This is a genomic window from Achromobacter mucicolens (assembly GCF_902859725.1).
Lineage (GTDB): Bacteria > Pseudomonadota > Gammaproteobacteria > Burkholderiales > Burkholderiaceae_B > Achromobacter > Achromobacter mucicolens.
Map to the genome: position 1 here is coordinate 1 of NZ_CADIJP010000038.1, position 18548 is coordinate 18548.

An 18548-nucleotide genomic window follows, 5' to 3' on the forward strand; every position below is an offset into this window, starting at 1 on the left:
CCCGCGCGGGTGTCGCTGCAGCCGCCGGCGCCGCCACGCGGGCGGCCGGCCGATGCTGTTGGGCCAACTGGCGCGCCGGCACTTCGATGACTTCGCCCGCATTGATCTTGAACACGGCCACCGCTTCGGCCAGGCGCTGGGCCTGATCCTGCAGCGAACCGGCGGCGGCCGCGGCCTCTTCCACCAGCGCCGCGTTCTGCTGCGTCACTTCGTCCATCTGCGAAACCGCGCGGTTGACCTGGTCGATGCCGCTGGACTGTTCTTCGGACGCCGCCGAGATCTCGCCCATGATGTCCGTCACGCGTTTCACCGAAGCGACGATCTCCTGCATCGTCGCGCCGGCGCGTTCCACCTGCTGCGACCCGGCCCCGACCTTGGAGACCGAGTCCTCGATGAGGCCCTTGATTTCCTTGGCCGCCTGGGCGCTGCGCTGCGCCAGCGAACGCACTTCGCCCGCCACCACCGCGAAACCCTTGCCCTGCTCGCCGGCGCGGGCCGCTTCCACGGCGGCGTTCAGCGCCAGGATGTTGGTCTGGAACGCGATGCCGTCGATGACGGATACGATTTCCGAGATCTTGCGCGAGCTGGCCGAAATGCCTTCCATCGTGCTGACCACTTCCGCCACCGCCGAACCGCCGCGCTCGGCCACGTCAGATGCGCTGGCCGCCAGCTGGTTGGCCTGGCGGGCATTGTCGGCATTCTGCTTGACGGTCGAAGCCAGCTGCTCCATCGATGCGGCGGTCTCTTCCAGGGAGGCCGCCTGCTCTTCCGTGCGGCTGGACAGATCCGTGTTGCCCGCCGAGATCTCGCGCGAGCCGACGTTGATTTCGTCCACGCCGCGGCGCACCGCGGAAACGGTCCGCGCCAGGCTTTCCTGCATGCGCTTGACTGCCGCCATCAGCGCGCCGACCTCGTTCGTGGAATTGACGTCCACCCGCACGGTCAGGTCGCCGGCGGCGATCTTGTCAAAGCTCTCTCCCACGGCGCGCAGCGGACGCAGCACGACGCGGTTCATGAAGAGGAACGCGCCCAGCGACACGGCCAGGATCAGCAGCGCCAGGCCGATGTACACGTAGGTCATCGTCGACGCATGCGCGCGCGACGTCTGCAACATTTCTTGGCTGTACTTGTTGATGTTGGCGGAGAAGTCGTTGAGCTGCTTGAAGAACGCGCCGCTGGCGGCGCCCGCCTTGGTGTTCTTGAGCGACAGGTACGTCGCGGCATCGCCCTTGTCCAGGGCGGCCATCATGCTTTCCAGCGACTCGGCAAAGCTGTTGAACGCGGAAAGCAGCTGGCCTTCCGACGCGCGGCCGATGTCGGTGGTCTTCGGAATCGCCTTGAACGTCTCCATCTTTTTCTTGGAGTCCGCGATCAGCTGCTGGACGATGCGCGAGTTCTCGGCGGCGCCGCTCGTGTCGCCCGCGGCGCGCTGCGCGGCGGCAATGTCGGCGCGCACGGTCGCGCGCAGCATCTGGGTATACGAATCCTTGATCAGATTGCTCTGCTGCACGCTCAGAGAATCCAAGGCGTCGATCGCCCGGGCATTGGACTGCATGCTGTTCCAACCCAGGACAATGGCAACGAGCGCGGCCAAGGCAACTGCCAACTGGGCCAGCATCAATCCGGTGCGCACCTTCAGATTGCTAAACATTTCCGTAGTTCCGGTAGCCGTCCCGGCGGCGCTTTCGTGGCCGCCGGGCCGTAAAAAGGGTTTTCCTCTACTGCCTGTTCAATGCACTGACGCCCACTACAACCGTCAGAAAGATTCCCAATCGTCGTCCGAGGGCGGCGGACGGCGCGTGGCGGGCTTGGGCGCCGCTGCCGGCGCGTCCGCGGCATCCGCTGCGCGCGCTGCCGGCCGGCGCATCGGACGCGCAGCGGTCGCGCCCGCCGGCTTGGGCCGGGCCACTTGCGTCAAACGGGGCGCGGGCGCCGCCTTCGGTGCGGACTCAGACTGCGCGGCGGCCTTCGCCGGTTCTTCCTGCGCGGGCTTGGGCGCGGGCATCAGCGGCGCGCTGCGTTGCTGCGCCAACTGGCGCGCGGGCACTTCGATCACTTCGCCGGCGTTGATCTTGAACACGGACACGGCTTCGGCCAGGCGCTGGGCCTGCTCCTGCAGCGAGCCAGCGGCGGCCGCGGCCTCTTCCACCAGCGCTGCGTTCTGCTGCGTCACTTCGTCCATCTGCGAGACCGCGCGGTTCACCTGGTCGATGCCGCTGGACTGCTCTTCGGACGCCGCCGAAATCTCGCCCATGATGTCCGTCACGCGTTTCACCGAGGCCACGATTTCCTGCATCGTGGAACCGGCGCGCTCGACCTGCTGCGAACCAGCGCCCACCTTGGTCACGGAATCCTCGATCAAGCCCTTGATTTCTTTGGCCGCCTGCGCACTGCGCTGGGCCAGCGAGCGCACTTCGCCCGCCACCACCGCAAAGCCCTTGCCCTGCTCACCCGCGCGGGCAGCTTCCACCGCGGCGTTCAGCGCCAGGATGTTGGTCTGGAACGCAATGCCGTCGATGACCGACACGATCTCCGAGATCTTGCGCGAGCTGGCAGAGATCTCCTGCATCGTGTTGACCACTTCCGACACCGCCGAACCACCGCGCTCTGCCACGTCAGAGGCGCTGGCGGCCAGCTGGTTGGCCTGGCGCGCATTGTCCGCGTTCTGCTTGACGGTCGAGGCCAGCTCTTCCATCGACGCGGCAGTCTCTTCCAGCGAAGCGGCTTGCTGCTCCGTGCGGCTGGACAGGTCGGTGTTGCCCGCGGAGATTTCCCTCGCGCCCAGGTTGATTTCTTCGACGCCGCGGCGCACCGAGGCCACGGTGCGCGTCAGGCTTTCCTGCATGCGCTTGATGGCGCCGAACAGGTGACCGATTTCGTTGGTGCTGCGCACGTCGATGCGGCCCGTGAAATCGCCGGCCGAAATCTTCTCGAAGTGGTCGCCGGCTTCATGCAGCGGACGCAGTACGGTGCGGTTGATGAAAATCCAGCAGCCCAGCGCCAGCACCAGGGCGATGGCCAGCATCACGATGGTCACGGTGCGGGAAATGTTGTGATCCGTTTCCGCCTGCGCGATGAGCTCATCGGTACGCGTGTCCGTGAACTGCAGCACGTTATTCACGGCCTCGCGGAACGCGGTGTTGGCAGCCCCGCCGGCGTCGTTCAGGTCCAGGTAGTCTTGAATGGCCAGATTCTTCAGCGCGGCGGCCTGTCGGCGGTAGACGTCATCGAACTGCTTGTAGGCGGCGTCCAGCTTGGCCACGATCTCTTCGGAACCCGCCATGCGCGGGGCCTTGCGGAAGGCGTCGAACAACTTCAAGCCTTCGGCCATGAGCGCGTCGGCGCGCTGGGCCTGCGAGGTTGACTGTTCGGTCTTGCCCTGCTGCATGTCCATCAGCGAATTGGCAAGCAGCAGGCGTCCGCGCAGGAACGTGCTGTAGGCGCGCTGCAGTTGCGTCGCCTGGTTGGCATAGGCTTCGTTGACCTGTGCCAGCTTGTCGCTGCCGGAGTTCAACCCCATCCACGCCACCCCGTTCGAAATGAACATGGCGCCCGTGAAGAGCAACAGCACCAGAATGATACAAGTGCGAACTTTCAAATTTCCAAGCATGAAATATCCGAGCGTTAAGCAACGAAGAACGACACAACCCACCCTATACGCACTACGGACGCCCCGGCCCTTGGCCGGCAGCGTCCGAAAAGTGCGCCTGTCGCGGTGCGGGCACGCCGCGCCCCGCTGAAACCTACCGCATCACTTGCGGCTGAACAGGCTGGAACCCTGAATGGTCATGAACGCAGCCGAAGCCGCCTGCAAGGCGACCTGGCGCAGCGCGAGCTGGCTGGCGCCCGCGTAGTAGTCCAGGTCTTCCAGATCCGACAGCGACTTCGAGTACGACAGGCCCTTTTGCGTGCCGGTGGCGTCCAGCGCCTCCAGCTCGTTCAGGCGGGCGCCCACCGACGCGCCCACGGTCAGGATGTTGTCGTAGTTGGTCGCGAGTTTCTTGTTCGCCGTCGCCAGTTCGTTGTTCAGGCGCGCCAGCGCCTTTTCATCGCCCGCGATGGGCGAATCCAGGACCTTGATGAGGTTGTCCAGGGTGTTGAACAGATCCACATCGGCCGATTGGATGCTTTCGACATCGATCACGTCGCCATTTTGCGGCGTGCCCTTGACCACCACGGCGACGCCGCCGAAGTCGATGCTGGCGCCTTCCTTGTATTCCGTGGGACCCGCCGGCGGCGCGGGCGTGATCACCGGCGGCACGGGCGGGGTGGCGGACGGGTCGGTCGTGATGACGCGATAGCCCATGTTGCCGGTCGCGGGGTCCGATTCGAACTGCAGGCTGAAATTCTTGCCGATGTTGGGGCTGCCCGGCGTGACCGAGACCGTGCTGAACTGCGCGGTGCCGCCGTTGGCCGGCGATGCCGTGCTTACGTACGCGGTCGAACCCGGATTGGCGCGATTGAAGACGTCGCTGCCCAGGTCGCTGGTGGACAACTGGCGCGACTGGTCGACCTGCACGGTGCGCTCGCCGGTGGCGCCGCTGTAGACGATCTTGCCCGTCGCATCCTGGGCGTAAGGCACCACGCTGCCTTCATAGCCCGAGAACAGGTACTGGCCGTTGCCGTCGGTGCTGTTGGCAAGGCCCAGCAGCGCGTCGCGCGCGCTCTTGAGCGCCGTGGACAGCGCCTGGCGGTCGCTGTCGGCAAACGTGCCGTTACCGGCCTGCACGACGCGCGTGCGAACGTCCTGCAGCGCGGTGGTGATCGAGTCCAGGACGTTGGCTTCCTGGCCGAGATTGGTCTTGGCCGTGTTGCGGTTCAGCCCGTACGTCGTGTTCATGCTCTGCGTCTGCGCGACGCCGATCGACAGGGAAGCCGCCAGGGGATCGTCCGCGGGGGTGAGGAACTTGCGGCCGCTGCCAACCTGTTCCACCAGGCGATTCATGTCGGATTCCTGGGCGAGAACGCCGCTCAGGCCGTTCGTGTACATCATCGTGGTGCTCAGACGCATGGTGCAGCTCCGAAATGCTTTCTAGTATTCACAGTCAACGTTCTGATCAGCCGCGCAGGCCCAACAGCGTGTCAAAAATGGTGCTCGCCACATCGATGATGCGGGCGCTGGCCTGGTATTGCTCCTGGTAGAGCGACAGGCTTACGTATTCTTCGTTCAGGTTCACGCCCGACACCGCCTGCTGCGCGGCCGTGGTCTGCTTGATCAGGTTGACCTGCGCCGTGGCGGCCGTCTTGATCTGCTGCGTCTGCACGCCGACCGTGTTCACGACCTGCGCAAACATGTCGTTGATGCTCATCGTGCCGTGGCTCAGCACCTTGCTGGTCTGCAGCTGCGCCAGCTTCAAGGCGTTCTTGCCGTTGGCGTCGCCGCCATCCAGGTCCGCCGCGGCAACCTTGTCGGGATCGGTAATCAGCACGTTGATGTCGCGGGCCGCATCCCGCGTGGGCGACAGCGACCACTTGTCGCCGGCCTGGGGCGGCGCATTGATGGTCAGCGTGACACCCATCTCGCTTTCGAGATTCAACGTGGCGGTGGGCGGCGTGCCGGTGGCCGGGCCGTTGTAGACCTGCGAGCCTTCCGGCATGCGCACGACCTGGTAGTTGGTGCCGTCGAACGAGATCTCGTAGTCCTTGGCATTGACGTTTGCCAGGTCGGTGAATTCGCCCGAGATCTGCGCGTTGCTCTTGTTTGCCGCGTTGGGCACGCCCTGCGGCGAACCGATACTGAAGAAGTCCGTGCCCGGATTGCCGCCCTGGTCCAGACCCTGCTTGTGCTGCTCGTTGAACGACAGCGCCAGGCCCACGGCCATCTGCCCAAGCTGGTTCTGCATGACGTCCAGCGATGAGGCGCGGAACTGCAACAGGCCGCCCAGCTTGCCGCCGGAGATTTCGGTGTCGTTCATCTCGACCGCGATGGTCTTGCCGGTGCCCGCGGGCAACGTGTACGCAATGACCGTGCGGCCCGCGTCCGCGGAGGACGGCACCGCCTGCAGCGGATAGATCGTGTTGCCCGACAGCAGCGACTGCCCGCCCTTCGTCAGCGAGACGCTGATCTTGTCGCCCTGCTCGTAGGTCGTGATGCCGATGAGCTGGTTCAGTTCCATGACGGCCTGGTCGCGCTGGTCGAGCAGGTCGTTGGGGGGGCTGCCGCCGGCCTTGCCGGCCGCCAGCGAGATCTGCTGGTTCAGGTCGTCGATGCGGGTCAGGTAGCTGTTGACCTGGTCGACCGTGGTGCTGATCTGGGAATTCAGGCCTTCACGCTGCTTCTGCATTTCCGAGTAGGCCGAGCGGATCTGCGTCGTCAGGCTGTTGGCCTGGCCGAGCAGGTCGGCGCGCGCGGCGGGATCCGCCGGCTTGCTGGCCACCGTGTTCATGCTGGTGAAGAAATTGGTCAGGCCCGGGGCGATGCCCACGGTGCGGTCGGAGAACAGGTTGTTGATCTGCGAGACCTGGTCGAGCTGCGCCTGGAGCTGGGCGCCGCTGCCATTCGCACCGACCAGCTGCTTGTACAGGAAGCTGTCGTAGCTGCGCACGACGGTGTCGACCTGGACGCCACGGCCAATGTAGCCGTTGGCGGTCGCCTGGGCGCCCGCGGTCGAGGTCATGACGCGCTGGCGGTTGTAGCCGACCGTGGTGGCATTGTTGATGTTGTGGCCGGTGGTCGCCAGGCCCGCTTGCGCCGCGTTCAACCCGCCCAGTGCCGTTTTGTACAAATTCATGCTGACAATGCCCCGTATGTAACCGCAGCTGTTATCTCTGGATACCCCGTTTACGGCAGGAGCTCACCCAAATTTAGAGTCCTTCCAGCATCCGGCGCGAATTTTCCACGTTGGATGCCGCGCCCCGCAGCTGGCCCATGATGCCGATGAGCTTCTGGGCGTAACGCGGGTCCGTCGCGTAACCGGCGTCCTGGATCCGGCGCGCCGCCTCGATCTCGTTGCGGGCCGTCGTGACGCTTTCGTAGCGCGGGCTGTTGCCGATCAGGCGGGCGTAGTCGGCGAAGGATTCCTCGTACGACGCGTAGGCCCGGAACGGCTGCGTCACCTTGCGGGCGACGCCGTCTTCGTATTCGGTGGTCAGCACATTGACGACCTTGCCCTTCCAGCTTGGACCGGCCTTGATGCCAAATAGGTTGAAGCTGGTGCTGCCGTCGGCGTGCTTGATCTCGCGCTTGCCCCAGCCGGATTCCAGGGCCGCCTGGCCCATGATGAGGCGGGCCGGCACGCCGCTTTGCTGCGACGCCATGTTGGCCGCGCGCGACATCTTGGACACGAAGTCGACCACGTGCTCAGGCGCGCCTTCCGCCGCGGCCAGCGCGCGGTCAGCCGGACGGTTGTTGCGCATCACGTTCAGCAAGGCGGAGACTTCACGCGATCCGCCCGTCTGGAAGTCCAGGTCGCCGCCCTGCCCGATGCGCTTGATCGCTTCGTCGGACATCTCGCCGGGCGTGCCCTGCTGCATCTGCGCCAGGATGGCCTGCGACAGGCCGATACCGGGCGAGGCCAGGTGCAGCGCCAGCTGCTCATCCGCCATGGATTGCAGCATCTGCGTCTGCTGGGAATCGAACAGCCCCTCTTTCGGCGTGGCCTCGCGCATGCGCTTGACCATCATCTGCAGGAACAGCGCCTCAAACTGCTTGGCGACCTGCTTTTGCTGCTCGGTGCCGGCGGGGTCTTTCTTGACGTCGCGCTTCAGGTCCGACAGGCGGCCCATGTCGAAGACCGAGTCCTGCCGGGTGCTGGCGCCTGCCGCGTCGTTGGTGTAAGCCATGTCCGTCAGATGATTTCAAGTTCGGCGCGCAGCGCGCCGGCGCTCTTCATCGCCTGCAGGATGGCCAGCAGGTCCTGCGGCGTGGCGCCCAGGGCGTTCAGACCCTTGACCACGTCGGCCAGGTTGGCGCTGGTGCTGACGCGCTGCAGCGAACCGTTGTCCTGGCGCACTTCGATCTGGGTATTGGGCACCACCACCGTCTGGCCTTGCGTGAACGGCGTGTCCGGCTGAACCACTTCGTTCTGGCGGTTGATGATGACCGACAGGTTGCCGTGCGCGACGGCGGCCTCTTCGATCATGACCGTGCGGTTCATGACGACCGAGCCCGTGCGGGCGTTGATGATGACCTTGGCGACCGTGGGCGCGCGGGTGACCTGCAGGTCTTCCATCTGCGACAGGAAGCGGGCTTGCGAGCCCTGCTCCATGGGCGTGCGCACCTGGATCACGCGACCGTCCAGCGCGGTGGCCGTGCCCTGCCCGAACCTGCGGTTCAGGGCCGTGGCCACGTTCTGCGCCGTGCCGAAGTCGGTGTTGTTCAGTTCGACATGCACGTAGCCGTCGCGCGTGAACGTGGTGGGCACGCCGCGCTCGACGATGGCGCCCGCGCTGATGCGGCCGCCGTTCAGCTGGTTGATCTGCACGCTGGAGCCGCCCGCGGAGGCGCCCGCGCCGCCGACCAGGATGTTGCCCTGGGCAATGGCGTAGACCTGGCTGTCCGCGCCCTTGAGCGGCGTCATCAGCAGCGTGCCGCCGCGCAGGCTCTTGGCGTTGCCCATCGAGGACACCACCACGTCCAGCGTCTGGCCGGGCCGCGCAAACGCCGGCAAGGTGGTCGTGACCATGACGGCCGCCACGTTCTTCAACTGCATGTTGCTGCCAGCGGGCACCGTGATGCCCAGCTGCGACAGCATGTTCGTCAGGCTCTGCTGCGTGAACGGCGTCTGGCGCACTTGGTCGCCGCTGCCGTCCAGGCCCACGACCAGGCCGTAGCCGATCAACTGGTTGCCGCGCACGCCCTGGATGCTTGCCAGATCCTTGAGCCGTTCGGCGTGCGCCGCGCCGGCGCCCGCGGCCAGGCCGACGGCCACGCACACCCGCGCCAACAGGGACAGCAAGGTGGATATCGGAGTCGGTTGTTTCATGATTTAGAACGGCGAGGCGATCAGGAAGAAGCGTTGCAGCCAGCCCATGGTCTGGACTTCGTCCATGACGCCCTTGCTGCGGTATTCGATGCGCGCATCGGCCACTTGGGTGGACGACACGGTGTTCGTGCCCGTGATGGAGCGCGGATCGACCACGCCGGCAAAGCGCACGTATTCGCTGCCGCGGTTGATGGCGATCTGCTTTTCGCCGGCAACCTGCAGGTTGCCGTTGGACATCACGCCCACCACCGTGGTGGTGATGGTGCCGGTGAAGGCGTTGTTGGCGCTACTGTCGCCCTTGCCCTGCGACACGTTGCCGCCGTTGGCTTCCGTGTTCAGGTTGGCGTTCGCCCAGCTGTCCATGAAGGACGGCGCGGCGGCGATGCCCAGGGTGGCCGAGCCGGTGCGGTTGGTGTTCGTCGCCACGTTCTTGGACGCATTGGTGCGCTCGTTCAGGACGATGGTGACGATGTCGCCCACATTGCGCGGCCGGCGGTCTTCGAACAGCGGGTAATTGCCGTATGTCGTGGGCTGGTAGATCGAGCCCGTGGGCTGCGCCATCGGCATCGGCGGCGGCGGTGGCGCCGCCGTCGTCGGCCCGGTCACGATGGGCTCGGGCGGGATGATGGCGCAGCCAGCCGCCAGCAGAGCCAGCGCAGACGCAAATACCAGGCGCAGGACAGACATGGGCATCACAGTTGGGTCAGGCGGGCCAGCATTTCGTCCGACGTCTTGACGGCCTTGCTGTTCATTTCGTAGGCGCGTTGCGTCGTGATCATGTTGACCAGTTCCTCGGCGACGTTGACGTTGGAGGTCTCGACATACTTTTGCATGATCGAGCCCGCGCCGTCCACACCTGGCTGAAGCAGGTTCGCCGGGCCCGACGAGTCGGTTTCCAGGTACAGGTTTTCGCCGATGCTTTGCAGGCCGGTCGGGTTGATGAAGGTGGCGATCTGCAACTGGCCGATCTGCACGTTCACGCCGGCCGCGCCGGGTTGCGTCACCGACACCATGCCGTCGTTGCCGATGGTGATGGACAGCGCGTTGTCCGGCACGTTGATCGGCGGCTGGATGACGTAGCCGCTGACGGTCACGAGCTGGCCGTTCTGGTCGCGCTGCAGGGCGCCGTCACGGGTGTAGGCCTGCGTGCCGTCGGGCAGTTCCACCGGCAGGAAGCCGCGGCCGTTGATGGCCACGTCCATTTCGCTGCCCGTGTTGTTCAGGTTGCCGGTCGAGTGGATGCGCTCGGTCGCGGCCACGCGTGCCCCGGTGCCCAGCTGCAGGCCGGACGGCAGTTGCGTGGCGTCGCCCACCTGGGCGCCGGGCTGGCGCAGCGTCTGGTACATCAGGTCCTGGAACACGGCACGGCCGCGCTTGAACCCATTGGTGGAGACGTTGGCCAAGTTGTTGGAAATCACGTCCATGGAGGTCTGCTGACCTTCCAGGCCCGTCTTGGCGATCCACAGCGAACGCATCATGATGAGAAACTCCGGTGCCGCGGCTTGGCCGCGAACAAAATGTTTATTTAAATCAGGCGCTTACGGACAGAATGCCGTTGGCGCGTTCCGCATTGCGGTCCGACTGCTGAATCACCTGCATCTGCTGCTCGAAGCGGCGGGCGTTTTCGATCATGCCCACCATCGACGCCATCGGATTGGTGTTGCTGCCTTCCAGCACGCCAGACAAGAGGCGCAGGCCGGGATCGGCGGGCACCGGCGGCGCGGGCTGGCCATTGACCGGCGCCATGCGGAAGACACCGTCGTCGCCGTGAACCAGCTGCTTGTTGTCCGGATTGACGAGCTTGAGCCGGCCCAGGTTCAGGATGTTGTTCGGCGCGTCGCCGGCGCCCAGCGCCGTGATCGTGCCGTCGGACGTGATGGTCAGCGCGGCCTGGTCGGGCACGTCGATGGGACCGCCCTGGTCCGACAGGACCGGCTGGCCCAGCGACGTTTGCAACAGCCCGTTGATGCCTACCTGCAGGCTGCCGGCGCGCGTATAGGCTTCGCCCTGCGGGGTCTGCACCGCGATCCAGCCGGCTTCGCTGGACAGCGCCACGTCCAGGTCGCGGCCCGTGGTCTGCATGGTGCCCATCTGGAAGCTGTTGCCGGGCGTGGACGCCACCGTCGAAACACGCGTAGGCAGGCTCACCCCGTCCGTCACCGGAACCGAGCGGTACAACGCGATCTGCTCGCGAAAGCCCGTCGTGTTCACGTTGGCCATATTGTTGGAGAGCGCGGCCTGGTGCTCCGTGATCCGCGCTGCGCCATTCATGGCGGTGTAGATGATTCGATCCATTGCCTATTCCGTGGGTGTCGTCGGTGTCGTCACTTGCCCAGCGGGCATTACTTCAGGTTCATCAGGACTTGCATGATCTCGTCCTGGGTCTTGATGGTCTGCGAATTGGCCTGGTAGGTGCGCTGGGCGATGATCATGTTGACCAGCTCGCGGCTCATGTCCACGTTGGACGCTTCCGTTGCCTGGCCCACCACCGTCGACATGCTGTTGGTGCCGGGCTGGCCCAGGATCGGCTGGCCGGAGGCCGCCGTTTCCTTCCAGGCGTTGTTGCCCACGGGCTGCAGGCCCTGCAGGTTCGAGAAGTCGGCCAGCACGAGCGTGCCGACGACCTGGGTTTCGCCGTTGGTGTAGCTGGCGACCAGGCTGCCGTCGCTGCTGATGTTGATGCCGCTGAACTCGCCGGACGTGTAGCCGTCGGGCTTGGCGACCAGCTTGTAGTTGCTGCCGTATTGCGTCGTGCCGGTGTAGTTGACCGCGATGTTCAGCGGATCGGCCGGGGTGGCGGTGCCGCCAGGCTGGGCGAAGGACAGGTTCACGATCGGCGCGCTGGTCAGCGTGCCGGCGTTGTTGAACGTGAACTGCTGGGGGTTGCCCCACACGCCGCCGGCTTCCGTCGTGGGCGCCATGGCCTGGCCGTCCATCGTGTAGTACACGTCGTACACGCTGGTGCCGGCCGCGGCTTCACGCTTGACGAAGTACTGCATGACCTGGTGCGAGTTGCCCAGGGAGTCGAACACCGTCATGGGCGAGGCGTTCGTGTAGGTGCTGGAGATCTTCGGATCGAACGGCTTGCCGATTTCCGTGACGGCAGCGGTGTAGTCCACGAAGCCGGGGATGTCTTCCAGCGCGCCAGCGGTAACCTGACCCGTGCCGTCGATCGTGACGGTGTTGGGCGCCGTGCCGTACGTGTTGGCGGGCGGGTTGGCCGGGGTCCACGTCAGCGCGCCGCCGGCGGCCTTGGTGAACGTGTAGGCGGTGCCGCCCAGCGTGACCGAGCCGGGAACGGCCGGCGACGTCACGGTGTCGACCTGATAGATGACCTTGGCGTTGGCGTCCAGGTTGGCCACGGTGGTGGCGGTGCTGGTGGCCTGCGGCGCCACGTTGGCGGTCGGCAGTTGCAGTTCGACAGGGTTCGCGCCGATCGCGCCGGCCGGGTAGCCGGTCAGGCGGTAGCCTTGGGCGTTCACGATGAAGTTGTTCTTGTCGACGAGGAATTCGCCGTTGCGCGTGTACATGACCGAGCCGCTCTGGTCGGTCACGCGGAACATGCCCTTGGCGCCATCGATGGCGATGTCGTATTCGCCGCCGCCGCCCGTCACCGCGCCAACGGTGAAGCGCTGGTTGATGGCCGCGACCTTGACGCCCAGGCCCACGCGCGAGCTGGCGTAGACGTCAGCGAACGATGCGGTCGCCGACTTGAAGCCGACGGTGCCAGAGTTGGCGATGTTGTTGCCGATGACGTCCAGGTTCTGCGCAGCGGCGTTCAAGCCGCTCAATCCTTGTCCGAAGCCCATGTTTACTCTCGCTAATCTTTAGTGGAAAAGCCGCCGCCCGTGCGCCGGCACCGATTCATATCCGCCCGTTCAGGCGCCGATCACCTTGCGCACGTCCAGCATGCTGGTCTGGCCGTCCAGGCCAAGATCCAGTCGCAGGCCGTTGGTGGAGTACGCCACGCTCTTGACGTTGCCGTAGCTCAGCACTTCCGTATTCACCTTCGCGCCTTCCGCGTCGGTGGCCAGCACGGACACGTTGTAGGCGCCCGCTTCCAGCGCCACCCCGGCGTCGTTCTTGCCGTCCCATTCCAGCGTGTACACGCCGGTCTTCTGTTCGCCCAGCTCGATGGTGCGAACCACCGCGCCGTTCGAATCGGAAATGCGAACCTGCACCTTGGCGGCGTCGCCTTGCAGGTCCAGGCCGTAGGGCGTGACCACGCGGTCCGTCGGGTTGGCGCTGTCCACGCCGACCTTGACCTTCGTGCCCGGGATCAGGACGCCCTTGCCGATCATCGACACGGCGTTCATCGACTGGGACACGTCGATCTGGCCGCTGATGGCCAGCATGGTGTTCTTCAGGTTGGTGATGCCTTCCACCGTGGAGATCTGCGCCAGTTGCGACGTCAGCTCCGCGTTCTGCATCGGGTTCAGCGGATCCTGGTTCTTGAGCTGCGTGACCAGCAGCTTCAGGAACTGGTCCTGCAGGCCCTGCGCGGTGCTCGCGCTGTTGGCGCCGGTTTGCGCCAGGCCCATGGCCGTGGTGCTCGTGGTTTGATCGACGGTGGTCATGGATAGACTCTGGCTGGAAATTAGGACTGGCCGATGGTGAGCGTCTTCTGCATCAACGCCTTGGCGGTGTTGAGCACTTCGACGTTGGCCTGGTAGGACCGCGATGCCGCGATCATGTTGACCGTTTCGGCCACCGGATCGACGTTGGGCATGCTGACGTAGCCCTGGGCGTCGGCCAGGGGATGCTTCGGGTCGTAGACCTGCTTGAGGGGCGACTGGTCCTGGACCACGCCGGCCACGCGCACGCCGCCGATCTCCTGGCCCAGCGCCTGACCCGCGGCGGGGTTGACCTGGAACACGACCTGGCGCGCGCGGTACGGCTGGCCGTCCGGGCCCACCACGCTGTCGGCGTTGGCCATGTTGCTGGCCGCCACGTTCATGCGCTGCGACTGCGCGCTCAGCGCCGAACCGGCGATATCGAAAATGCTCAACAAGGACATTGCCTGTTGCTCCCTTTAAAGATCAATCCTGAATGGCGGTCTGCAGCCCGCGGATGCGGTTGGAGATGAGCTGCATCGTGCTCTGGTAATGCAGCGTGTTGTCGGCGAACTGCACGCGCTCGATGTCCATGTCCACCGTGTTGCCGTCCATGCTCGGCTGGTACGGCAGGCGGTACAGCAGGTCCGTCGGGCCCTGCGACACGGCCTTGGCTGGAATGTGGCGGGCGGAGGTCAGCTTGAGCGACGTGTCGGGCAGGCGCATCGTGCCTTCGATGGCGGCTTGCATCGCCGCCTTGAAGTCGATGTCTCGCGCCTTGTAGTTGGGCGTGTCGGCGTTGGCGATGTTCGAGGAAAGCACTTCCTGACGCTGCGCGCGCAGTGCCAGAGCCTGCTGGTAGAACCGGAAATCTTCGTTGAGCCTGTCGAGCATCGTGGCGCCTTGAATACGTTGCAAATCAGATAAAGCGAGGGACACCGGACACACCGTTATCCCATTGGATGACGGCATGATAGGGGCCGGACTGGTAACACAATCAGCCAAATAACCCGTCATTTCTCATCCAATTCACGTATTGCCGAACGCCGCCCACTTCTACAATTCATCCATCATGAAAATCTCCGCACGACTCCTTCACGCGCGCGCAGGCCTGGCTGTCCTGCTTCTGGCCTCGGCGGGCGCCGCCCAGGCCCAGGCGGCGGCCACCCAGGCGCCGGAAGCGATCGTCTTGGCGGCCCAGGCATATCTGCAGGAGCAGCTGGCTTCCCTGCCCGGCCAGGCGTCCATTGCCATCGACCCGCCGCGCACCGACCGGCTGGCGCCCTGCGACACCTTGTCCCCGTTTCTGCCTTCCGGCATGAAGCTGCGCTCGCGCATGACCGTCGGCGTGCGCTGCAACGCGGCCAAGGGCTGGACCGCCTACGTGCAGGCGACCGTCAGCGTGGCCGGCCACTATTACGTGGCCTCGCGCCTGATTGCCGCTGGCCAGGCCCTGACCCCGGCAGACCTGGACGCCCGCGACGGAGATCTGGTCGCCCTTCCCCCCGGCGCCATCACCGACCCGCAGGCGGTGGCCGGCATGACCGCCGCGTTCCGCATCAACGCCGGCCAACCCATCCGCAGCTCTTCGCTGCGCAATGCCCAGTCGGTGCAGCGCGGCACCAACGTGCGCATCAACGCGCGAGGCAAGGGATTCACGGTCAGCAGCGAGGGCGAAGCCCTGGAGAACGCCCCGCCCGGCGCGGTGGTCCAGGTCAAGACGGCGGGCGGTCAAGTGGTCAGCGGTATCGTCCGAAACGCCACCCTGGTGGAAATACAGCTCTAGATAATGTTACAAATCGCGTTGCGGCGGGTGTGTATATACCCTAAAGTTCCTTCGCCCCTTGTCGTTACAGAGACATAAGTAGGCGGATCCGTCGCAAACCGACCCAGGACGCCCTGCGGAGAAAACCTTGAAAATCAATTCGACCACCAACCGGCCCCTGGCGGCCGACGCCGTCGGTGCACGCGCCGAGTCCGCGGTCAGCCAGGCCTATGGCGCCGGCAGCGCCACCGGCTCGAGCAGCTCGCAAGTCGCGCTGAGTTCGGCGTCGCGCAAGATGCTGGCCCTGCAAGACGGCTCGAACGACATCAACGTCGAGCGCGTTGCCGCCATCCGCGCCGCGATCGCATCCGGGCAGCTCAAGATCGACACCGGCCGCATCGCCGACAGCCTGATCGCCAGCGCCCGCGACCTTCTGAAATAGCCTGCCCTTTCTTTATATAGAGCCGTCTGTCATGAGCCTCGTCGATTCCCTGCAATCCTGCATGAAGCAGGAAGACACCCTGATCTCCGAGTTTTCCTCGATCCTCGAGGAAGAGACCGAGGTCCTGGTCAGCCAGGGCAGCGTCGAGGCACTGAACCAGATCACCGAACGCAAGCGCGGCATCGCGCAGCAATTGGTCGACCTGAGCCAGACCCGCGACAAGCTGCTCACCGAAATCGGCCTGCCCACGGGCCACGTCGGCACCGAACAGGCCGCGGCGCAGTATCCGCAGCTCTCCGGCGTCTGGCAGGCGCTCCTGTCCAAGTCGGCCTCCGCCAGCGAAATCAACATGCGCAATGGCGCCCTGATCGACGTGCACCTGCGCTATACCCAGCAGTCGCTGGACGCCCTGCGCAACGTCGGCGTCGGCAGCGCCTCGACCTACGACGCGCAAGGCCGCGGCGCCCGCAGCGCACCGGGCCGCCGGCCGATCGTGGCGGGCTGAAAGCTTCAGCCTCCCAATAGAAAACGGCGTGCCTGGCACGCCGTTTTTTTGTTTGCGGCCGCCCGGAAGCCGGGCGCGGCTTCACGCCCCGCCCGTCATCTCCAGCAGTGCAAACATCTTCAGCAGCGCCACCGGCAGCATCTTGCCGGACAGCTTGCGTTCGGTGCCCACGATGCCCGACAGCGGGCCGCGCACGACGTCGGCCGCTGGCGAATGGGCCAGTTGCCAGCAGGCGGCGCCCAGCTGACCGGCCATCAGCGACTGGCGCGCCAGCGTGTGGGCGCCGTCGACCGCGGGCAGCGCTTGCCACGCATTGGCCATGTAGCGGAACGCGGCCTTGGCCTCGTCTTGCAGGACCAGCCAGCGCGCGATCGTCGCGGCGTCGGCCTGAGAGGCCGGCAGGTTGGTGGCGCCGAACAACTGGCCCGCGACCTCGCCGGTCACGGTGTCGATCAGCCGCGCGCAGATCAGGCGCACGCTGGCGCCCTGCCCCTTGCCCGGCAGCACGACTTCGGTGCCCGACGCCCACAGCGCGAGCGACACGGTCTTGCCGCCCGCCGCGAGGCGCAGACCCGGCATGTCGCCGGGCTGGCCCACGGGCAGATAGCCCACGCTCTTGCCGACGGCATTCAGGTTGGTCGGGCACTCGTCCTGGATCACCCGCAGGCCGCCCGGGCAACGAGCCACCCACGACACGCCCTGCTCGGAGAAGGGTTGCCACAGCGCAACCGTGCCTGCCTCCAGCATGTGGACCAGCGGCACGGACTGGAGGCGCTCGCCCAGCCACGCCACGCGCGCTTGCAGCGCCAGCGCCGGGTCGGGCTGAGCCGGCGCGGCAGGGGCAAACGAACTCAACATGCCGTGCGGCAGCACCAGTTGCTGCGCGGGCGCCGCAAGCGCGGCGCCGCGATCGCTCATCAGCAGTGCGCCGAGCAGCGCGCCGCCGGGCAAGGCATCGCCCTTCATGGCGGTCTTGCCGTGCATCACAAGCAGGTTGCGGGTGCAGGCGGCGGAGAATTCACGGCGCGCCATCGACAGCGGCTCGTCGCCCAGCGCGGCCAGGCTGGAACCGGCGCCGTCGCTGACGTATTCACGCCAGGCGGTGCGCGCCTGCAGGCACGCCGGGTCGTTGTCCAGCCACGAAATCGTGTCGTCCAGGCTTTGCGCCGCGGCGATCGACCCCGCGCCCGCCTGTTGCGGCAGGATCGCGGAGGCCAGCAGCTGGCGGCGGCGCGCCGGATCCACGGCGTCCGGCTCGCGCGACGACGACACCAGCGACGCCAGATCGGCCTCGCTCGGGGTATACAGCGCACGGGCGCGCTCCACCATCGCGAACGCGCGGTCGATCAGCACGTCCGCGCGCGCCAGCTCCATGTGCTCGGGCACTTTCTGGCCGACGGACATGTAATGAATCGGCAAGCGGTGGCGGATGGCGGTGTCCAGCGCCGCGCCCAAGCGCGTGGCTTCGTCCAGCTTGGTGATGATGCAGCCGGCGACGTCCTCGCCGACCCCATTGCGGTAGGCGTGCGCGACTTCGTCCAGCGTGTCGCCCTGGCTGGCGGCATTGAGCACCAGCAGCCGGCGCACCGGCTTGCCCGCGTTGCACAGCATCGACGCCTGCTCGGCCACCAGGCGGTCGCGCTGGCTGATGCCGGTCGTGTCGATCAGGACGATCTTGCGGTTGCCCAGCTCGGCCAGGATGCGGCGCAGCTCGCCGGCATCGCGCACCGAATGCGCGGGCACGCCCATCAGGCGGCCGTAGATCTGCAATTGTTCCAGCGCGCCGATCCGGAACAGGTCGGTCGTCAGCATGGCGACTTGCTCGCGTCCCTCGCGGGCCACGCAGCGCGCGGCGAGCTTGGCCAGCGTCGTGGTCTTGCCCACGCCGGTGGGGCCGACCAGCGCGTACACGCCACCGGCCAGAAATTCGTCTTCGGAACGCACCACCGGCAGGTGCGTCACCAGCTCATTGCGCGCCCAGCTCTGCGCCGCCTCGGCGGAGAGGCCCTGCGGCAGGCGTTCAACCAGCGTGCGGACCAGTTTGGTGCTGAACCCCGCATCCAGCAGGCTGCGGAATAGCGCGGCGGCGGCCGGCTCCCGGCCCGGACCCTGGCGTCCGCCCCACAGCAGGCCGTCCATGCGGGTTTCAAGCGCTCCGCGCAACGCGCTGATGGCATCCTGCAGACCGGCGGCCGTATCGGCAGCCAGCGGCGCGGGCGGCAAACCCTGCGGCGGACGGACCGGCGCGTCCGGCATGCGGCCCATGGAAGGCGCGGCGGACAAGGTGGCCGGTGGCGCGGCGGACAGGGGCGACGCGGCCGGCGGCATGGCGGGCGGCTGCGCAGGTGTGGCGGGCGCC

Annotated in this window: 17 protein-coding genes; 3 read left to right on the plus strand and 14 right to left on the minus strand. The window is 66.3% G+C overall.

The window, feature by feature from the left end; translation table 11 throughout:
- The 13 genes from HV786_RS26940 to flgB all read right to left on the minus strand — a co-directional run.
- A partial coding sequence (locus HV786_RS26940) for a methyl-accepting chemotaxis protein (RefSeq protein WP_175212079.1) occupies nucleotides 1–1651 on the minus strand: 1651 nt, incomplete at its 3' end.
- Nucleotides 1652–1756: 105 nt separating this feature from the next.
- The gene (locus HV786_RS26945; protein ID WP_175212080.1) at nucleotides 1757–3610 is read right to left on the minus strand and encodes a methyl-accepting chemotaxis protein; all 1854 of its coding nucleotides are present in this window, start codon (nucleotides 3608–3610) and stop codon (nucleotides 1757–1759) included.
- Nucleotides 3611–3751: 141 nt separating this feature from the next.
- On the minus strand, nucleotides 3752–5011 hold the full coding sequence (flgL, locus tag HV786_RS26950; protein WP_128828148.1) for a flagellar hook-associated protein FlgL: 1260 nt from the start codon (nucleotides 5009–5011) through the stop codon (nucleotides 3752–3754).
- A 46-nt stretch (nucleotides 5012–5057) separates the two neighbouring features.
- Nucleotides 5058–6731 carry a flagellar hook-associated protein FlgK gene (gene flgK / locus HV786_RS26955; protein ID WP_128828147.1) on the minus strand — a complete coding sequence of 558 codons (1674 nt, stop codon included), beginning with the start codon at nucleotides 6729–6731 and terminating at the stop codon, nucleotides 5058–5060.
- Between the two features lie 73 nt (nucleotides 6732–6804).
- Entirely contained in the window at nucleotides 6805–7782 is a 978-nt protein-coding gene (gene flgJ, locus HV786_RS26960) for a flagellar assembly peptidoglycan hydrolase FlgJ (protein WP_175212081.1), read from the minus strand.
- Between the two features lie 5 nt (nucleotides 7783–7787).
- Nucleotides 7788–8924 (minus strand): flagellar basal body P-ring protein FlgI, encoded by a 1137-nt coding sequence (locus HV786_RS26965; protein ID WP_056316626.1) that lies wholly within the window; start codon nucleotides 8922–8924, stop codon nucleotides 7788–7790.
- 3 nt (nucleotides 8925–8927) lie between these two features.
- Nucleotides 8928–9617 carry a flagellar basal body L-ring protein FlgH gene (locus HV786_RS26970; RefSeq protein WP_056316623.1) on the minus strand — a complete coding sequence of 230 codons (690 nt, stop codon included), beginning with the start codon at nucleotides 9615–9617 and terminating at the stop codon, nucleotides 8928–8930.
- Complete coding sequence (gene flgG, locus HV786_RS26975) at nucleotides 9617–10402, minus strand: flagellar basal-body rod protein FlgG (protein ID WP_056316620.1); 786 nt, start codon at nucleotides 10400–10402, stop codon at nucleotides 9617–9619. The genes HV786_RS26970 and flgG overlap by 1 nt, the downstream gene beginning before the upstream one ends.
- A 52-nt stretch (nucleotides 10403–10454) precedes the next feature.
- On the minus strand, nucleotides 10455–11219 hold the full coding sequence (locus HV786_RS26980; RefSeq protein ID WP_128828146.1) for a flagellar basal body rod protein FlgF: 765 nt from the start codon (nucleotides 11217–11219) through the stop codon (nucleotides 10455–10457).
- Nucleotides 11220–11266: 47 nt separating this feature from the next.
- Nucleotides 11267–12733 carry a flagellar hook-basal body complex protein gene (locus HV786_RS26985; protein WP_128828145.1) on the minus strand — a complete coding sequence of 489 codons (1467 nt, stop codon included), beginning with the start codon at nucleotides 12731–12733 and terminating at the stop codon, nucleotides 11267–11269.
- A gap of 69 nt (nucleotides 12734–12802) precedes the next feature.
- Entirely contained in the window at nucleotides 12803–13501 is a 699-nt protein-coding gene (locus HV786_RS26990) for a flagellar hook capping FlgD N-terminal domain-containing protein (protein ID WP_128828144.1), read from the minus strand.
- Between the two features lie 20 nt (nucleotides 13502–13521).
- Nucleotides 13522–13941 carry a flagellar basal body rod protein FlgC gene (gene flgC, locus HV786_RS26995; protein WP_056316609.1) on the minus strand — a complete coding sequence of 140 codons (420 nt, stop codon included), beginning with the start codon at nucleotides 13939–13941 and terminating at the stop codon, nucleotides 13522–13524.
- Nucleotides 13942–13963: 22 nt separating this feature from the next.
- Nucleotides 13964–14371, minus strand: coding sequence for a flagellar basal body rod protein FlgB (flgB, locus tag HV786_RS27000; protein ID WP_056316606.1), 408 nt, complete (start codon nucleotides 14369–14371; stop codon nucleotides 13964–13966).
- A 178-nt stretch (nucleotides 14372–14549) separates the two neighbouring features.
- On the opposite strand from flgB, the gene flgA reads away from it, so the two are divergent.
- From flgA to HV786_RS27015, 3 genes are all read left to right on the plus strand, one after another.
- Nucleotides 14550–15263 carry a flagellar basal body P-ring formation chaperone FlgA gene (flgA, locus tag HV786_RS27005; protein ID WP_128828143.1) on the plus strand — a complete coding sequence of 238 codons (714 nt, stop codon included), beginning with the start codon at nucleotides 14550–14552 and terminating at the stop codon, nucleotides 15261–15263.
- Nucleotides 15264–15390: 127 nt separating this feature from the next.
- A complete protein-coding gene (gene flgM / locus HV786_RS27010) occupies nucleotides 15391–15684 on the plus strand; it encodes a flagellar biosynthesis anti-sigma factor FlgM (protein WP_056316603.1) in 294 nt (97 codons plus the stop codon).
- A gap of 31 nt (nucleotides 15685–15715) precedes the next feature.
- Entirely contained in the window at nucleotides 15716–16189 is a 474-nt protein-coding gene (locus HV786_RS27015; RefSeq protein ID WP_128828142.1) for a flagella synthesis protein FlgN, read from the plus strand.
- Between the two features lie 81 nt (nucleotides 16190–16270).
- On the opposite strand, the gene flhF is transcribed toward HV786_RS27015, so the two are convergent.
- Nucleotides 16271–18548: flagellar biosynthesis GTPase FlhF (flhF, locus tag HV786_RS27020; RefSeq protein ID WP_175212082.1), on the minus strand; the 2278-nt coding region annotated here is incomplete at its 5' end.

Excerpts from the sequence above, each read along its gene's own strand:
- HV786_RS26980 (WP_128828146.1), bottom strand. The coding sequence starts at position 11,219 with ATGGATCGAATCATCTACACCGCCATGAATGGCGCAGCGCGGATCACG.
- HV786_RS26990 (WP_128828144.1), bottom strand. The coding sequence starts at position 13,501 with ATGACCACCGTCGATCAAACCACGAGCACCACGGCCATGGGCCTGGCG.
- flgC (WP_056316609.1), bottom strand. The coding sequence starts at position 13,941 with ATGTCCTTGTTGAGCATTTTCGATATCGCCGGTTCGGCGCTGAGCGCG.
- HV786_RS26970 (WP_056316623.1), bottom strand. The coding sequence starts at position 9,617 with ATGCCCATGTCTGTCCTGCGCCTGGTATTTGCGTCTGCGCTGGCTCTG.
- flgK (WP_128828147.1), bottom strand. The coding sequence starts at position 6,731 with ATGAATTTGTACAAAACGGCACTGGGCGGGTTGAACGCGGCGCAAGCG.
- HV786_RS26985 (WP_128828145.1), bottom strand. The coding sequence starts at position 12,733 with ATGGGCTTCGGACAAGGATTGAGCGGCTTGAACGCCGCTGCGCAGAAC.
- flgL (WP_128828148.1), bottom strand. The coding sequence starts at position 5,011 with ATGCGTCTGAGCACCACGATGATGTACACGAACGGCCTGAGCGGCGTT.
- HV786_RS27015 (WP_128828142.1), top strand. The coding sequence starts at position 15,716 with ATGAGCCTCGTCGATTCCCTGCAATCCTGCATGAAGCAGGAAGACACC.
- flgJ (WP_175212081.1), bottom strand. The coding sequence starts at position 7,782 with ATGGCTTACACCAACGACGCGGCAGGCGCCAGCACCCGGCAGGACTCG.
- flgB (WP_056316606.1), bottom strand. The coding sequence starts at position 14,371 with ATGCTCGACAGGCTCAACGAAGATTTCCGGTTCTACCAGCAGGCTCTG.
- HV786_RS26965 (WP_056316626.1), bottom strand. The coding sequence starts at position 8,924 with ATGAAACAACCGACTCCGATATCCACCTTGCTGTCCCTGTTGGCGCGG.
- flgG (WP_056316620.1), bottom strand. The coding sequence starts at position 10,402 with ATGATGCGTTCGCTGTGGATCGCCAAGACGGGCCTGGAAGGTCAGCAG.
- HV786_RS26945 (WP_175212080.1), bottom strand. The coding sequence starts at position 3,610 with ATGCTTGGAAATTTGAAAGTTCGCACTTGTATCATTCTGGTGCTGTTG.
- flgA (WP_128828143.1), top strand. The coding sequence starts at position 14,550 with ATGAAAATCTCCGCACGACTCCTTCACGCGCGCGCAGGCCTGGCTGTC.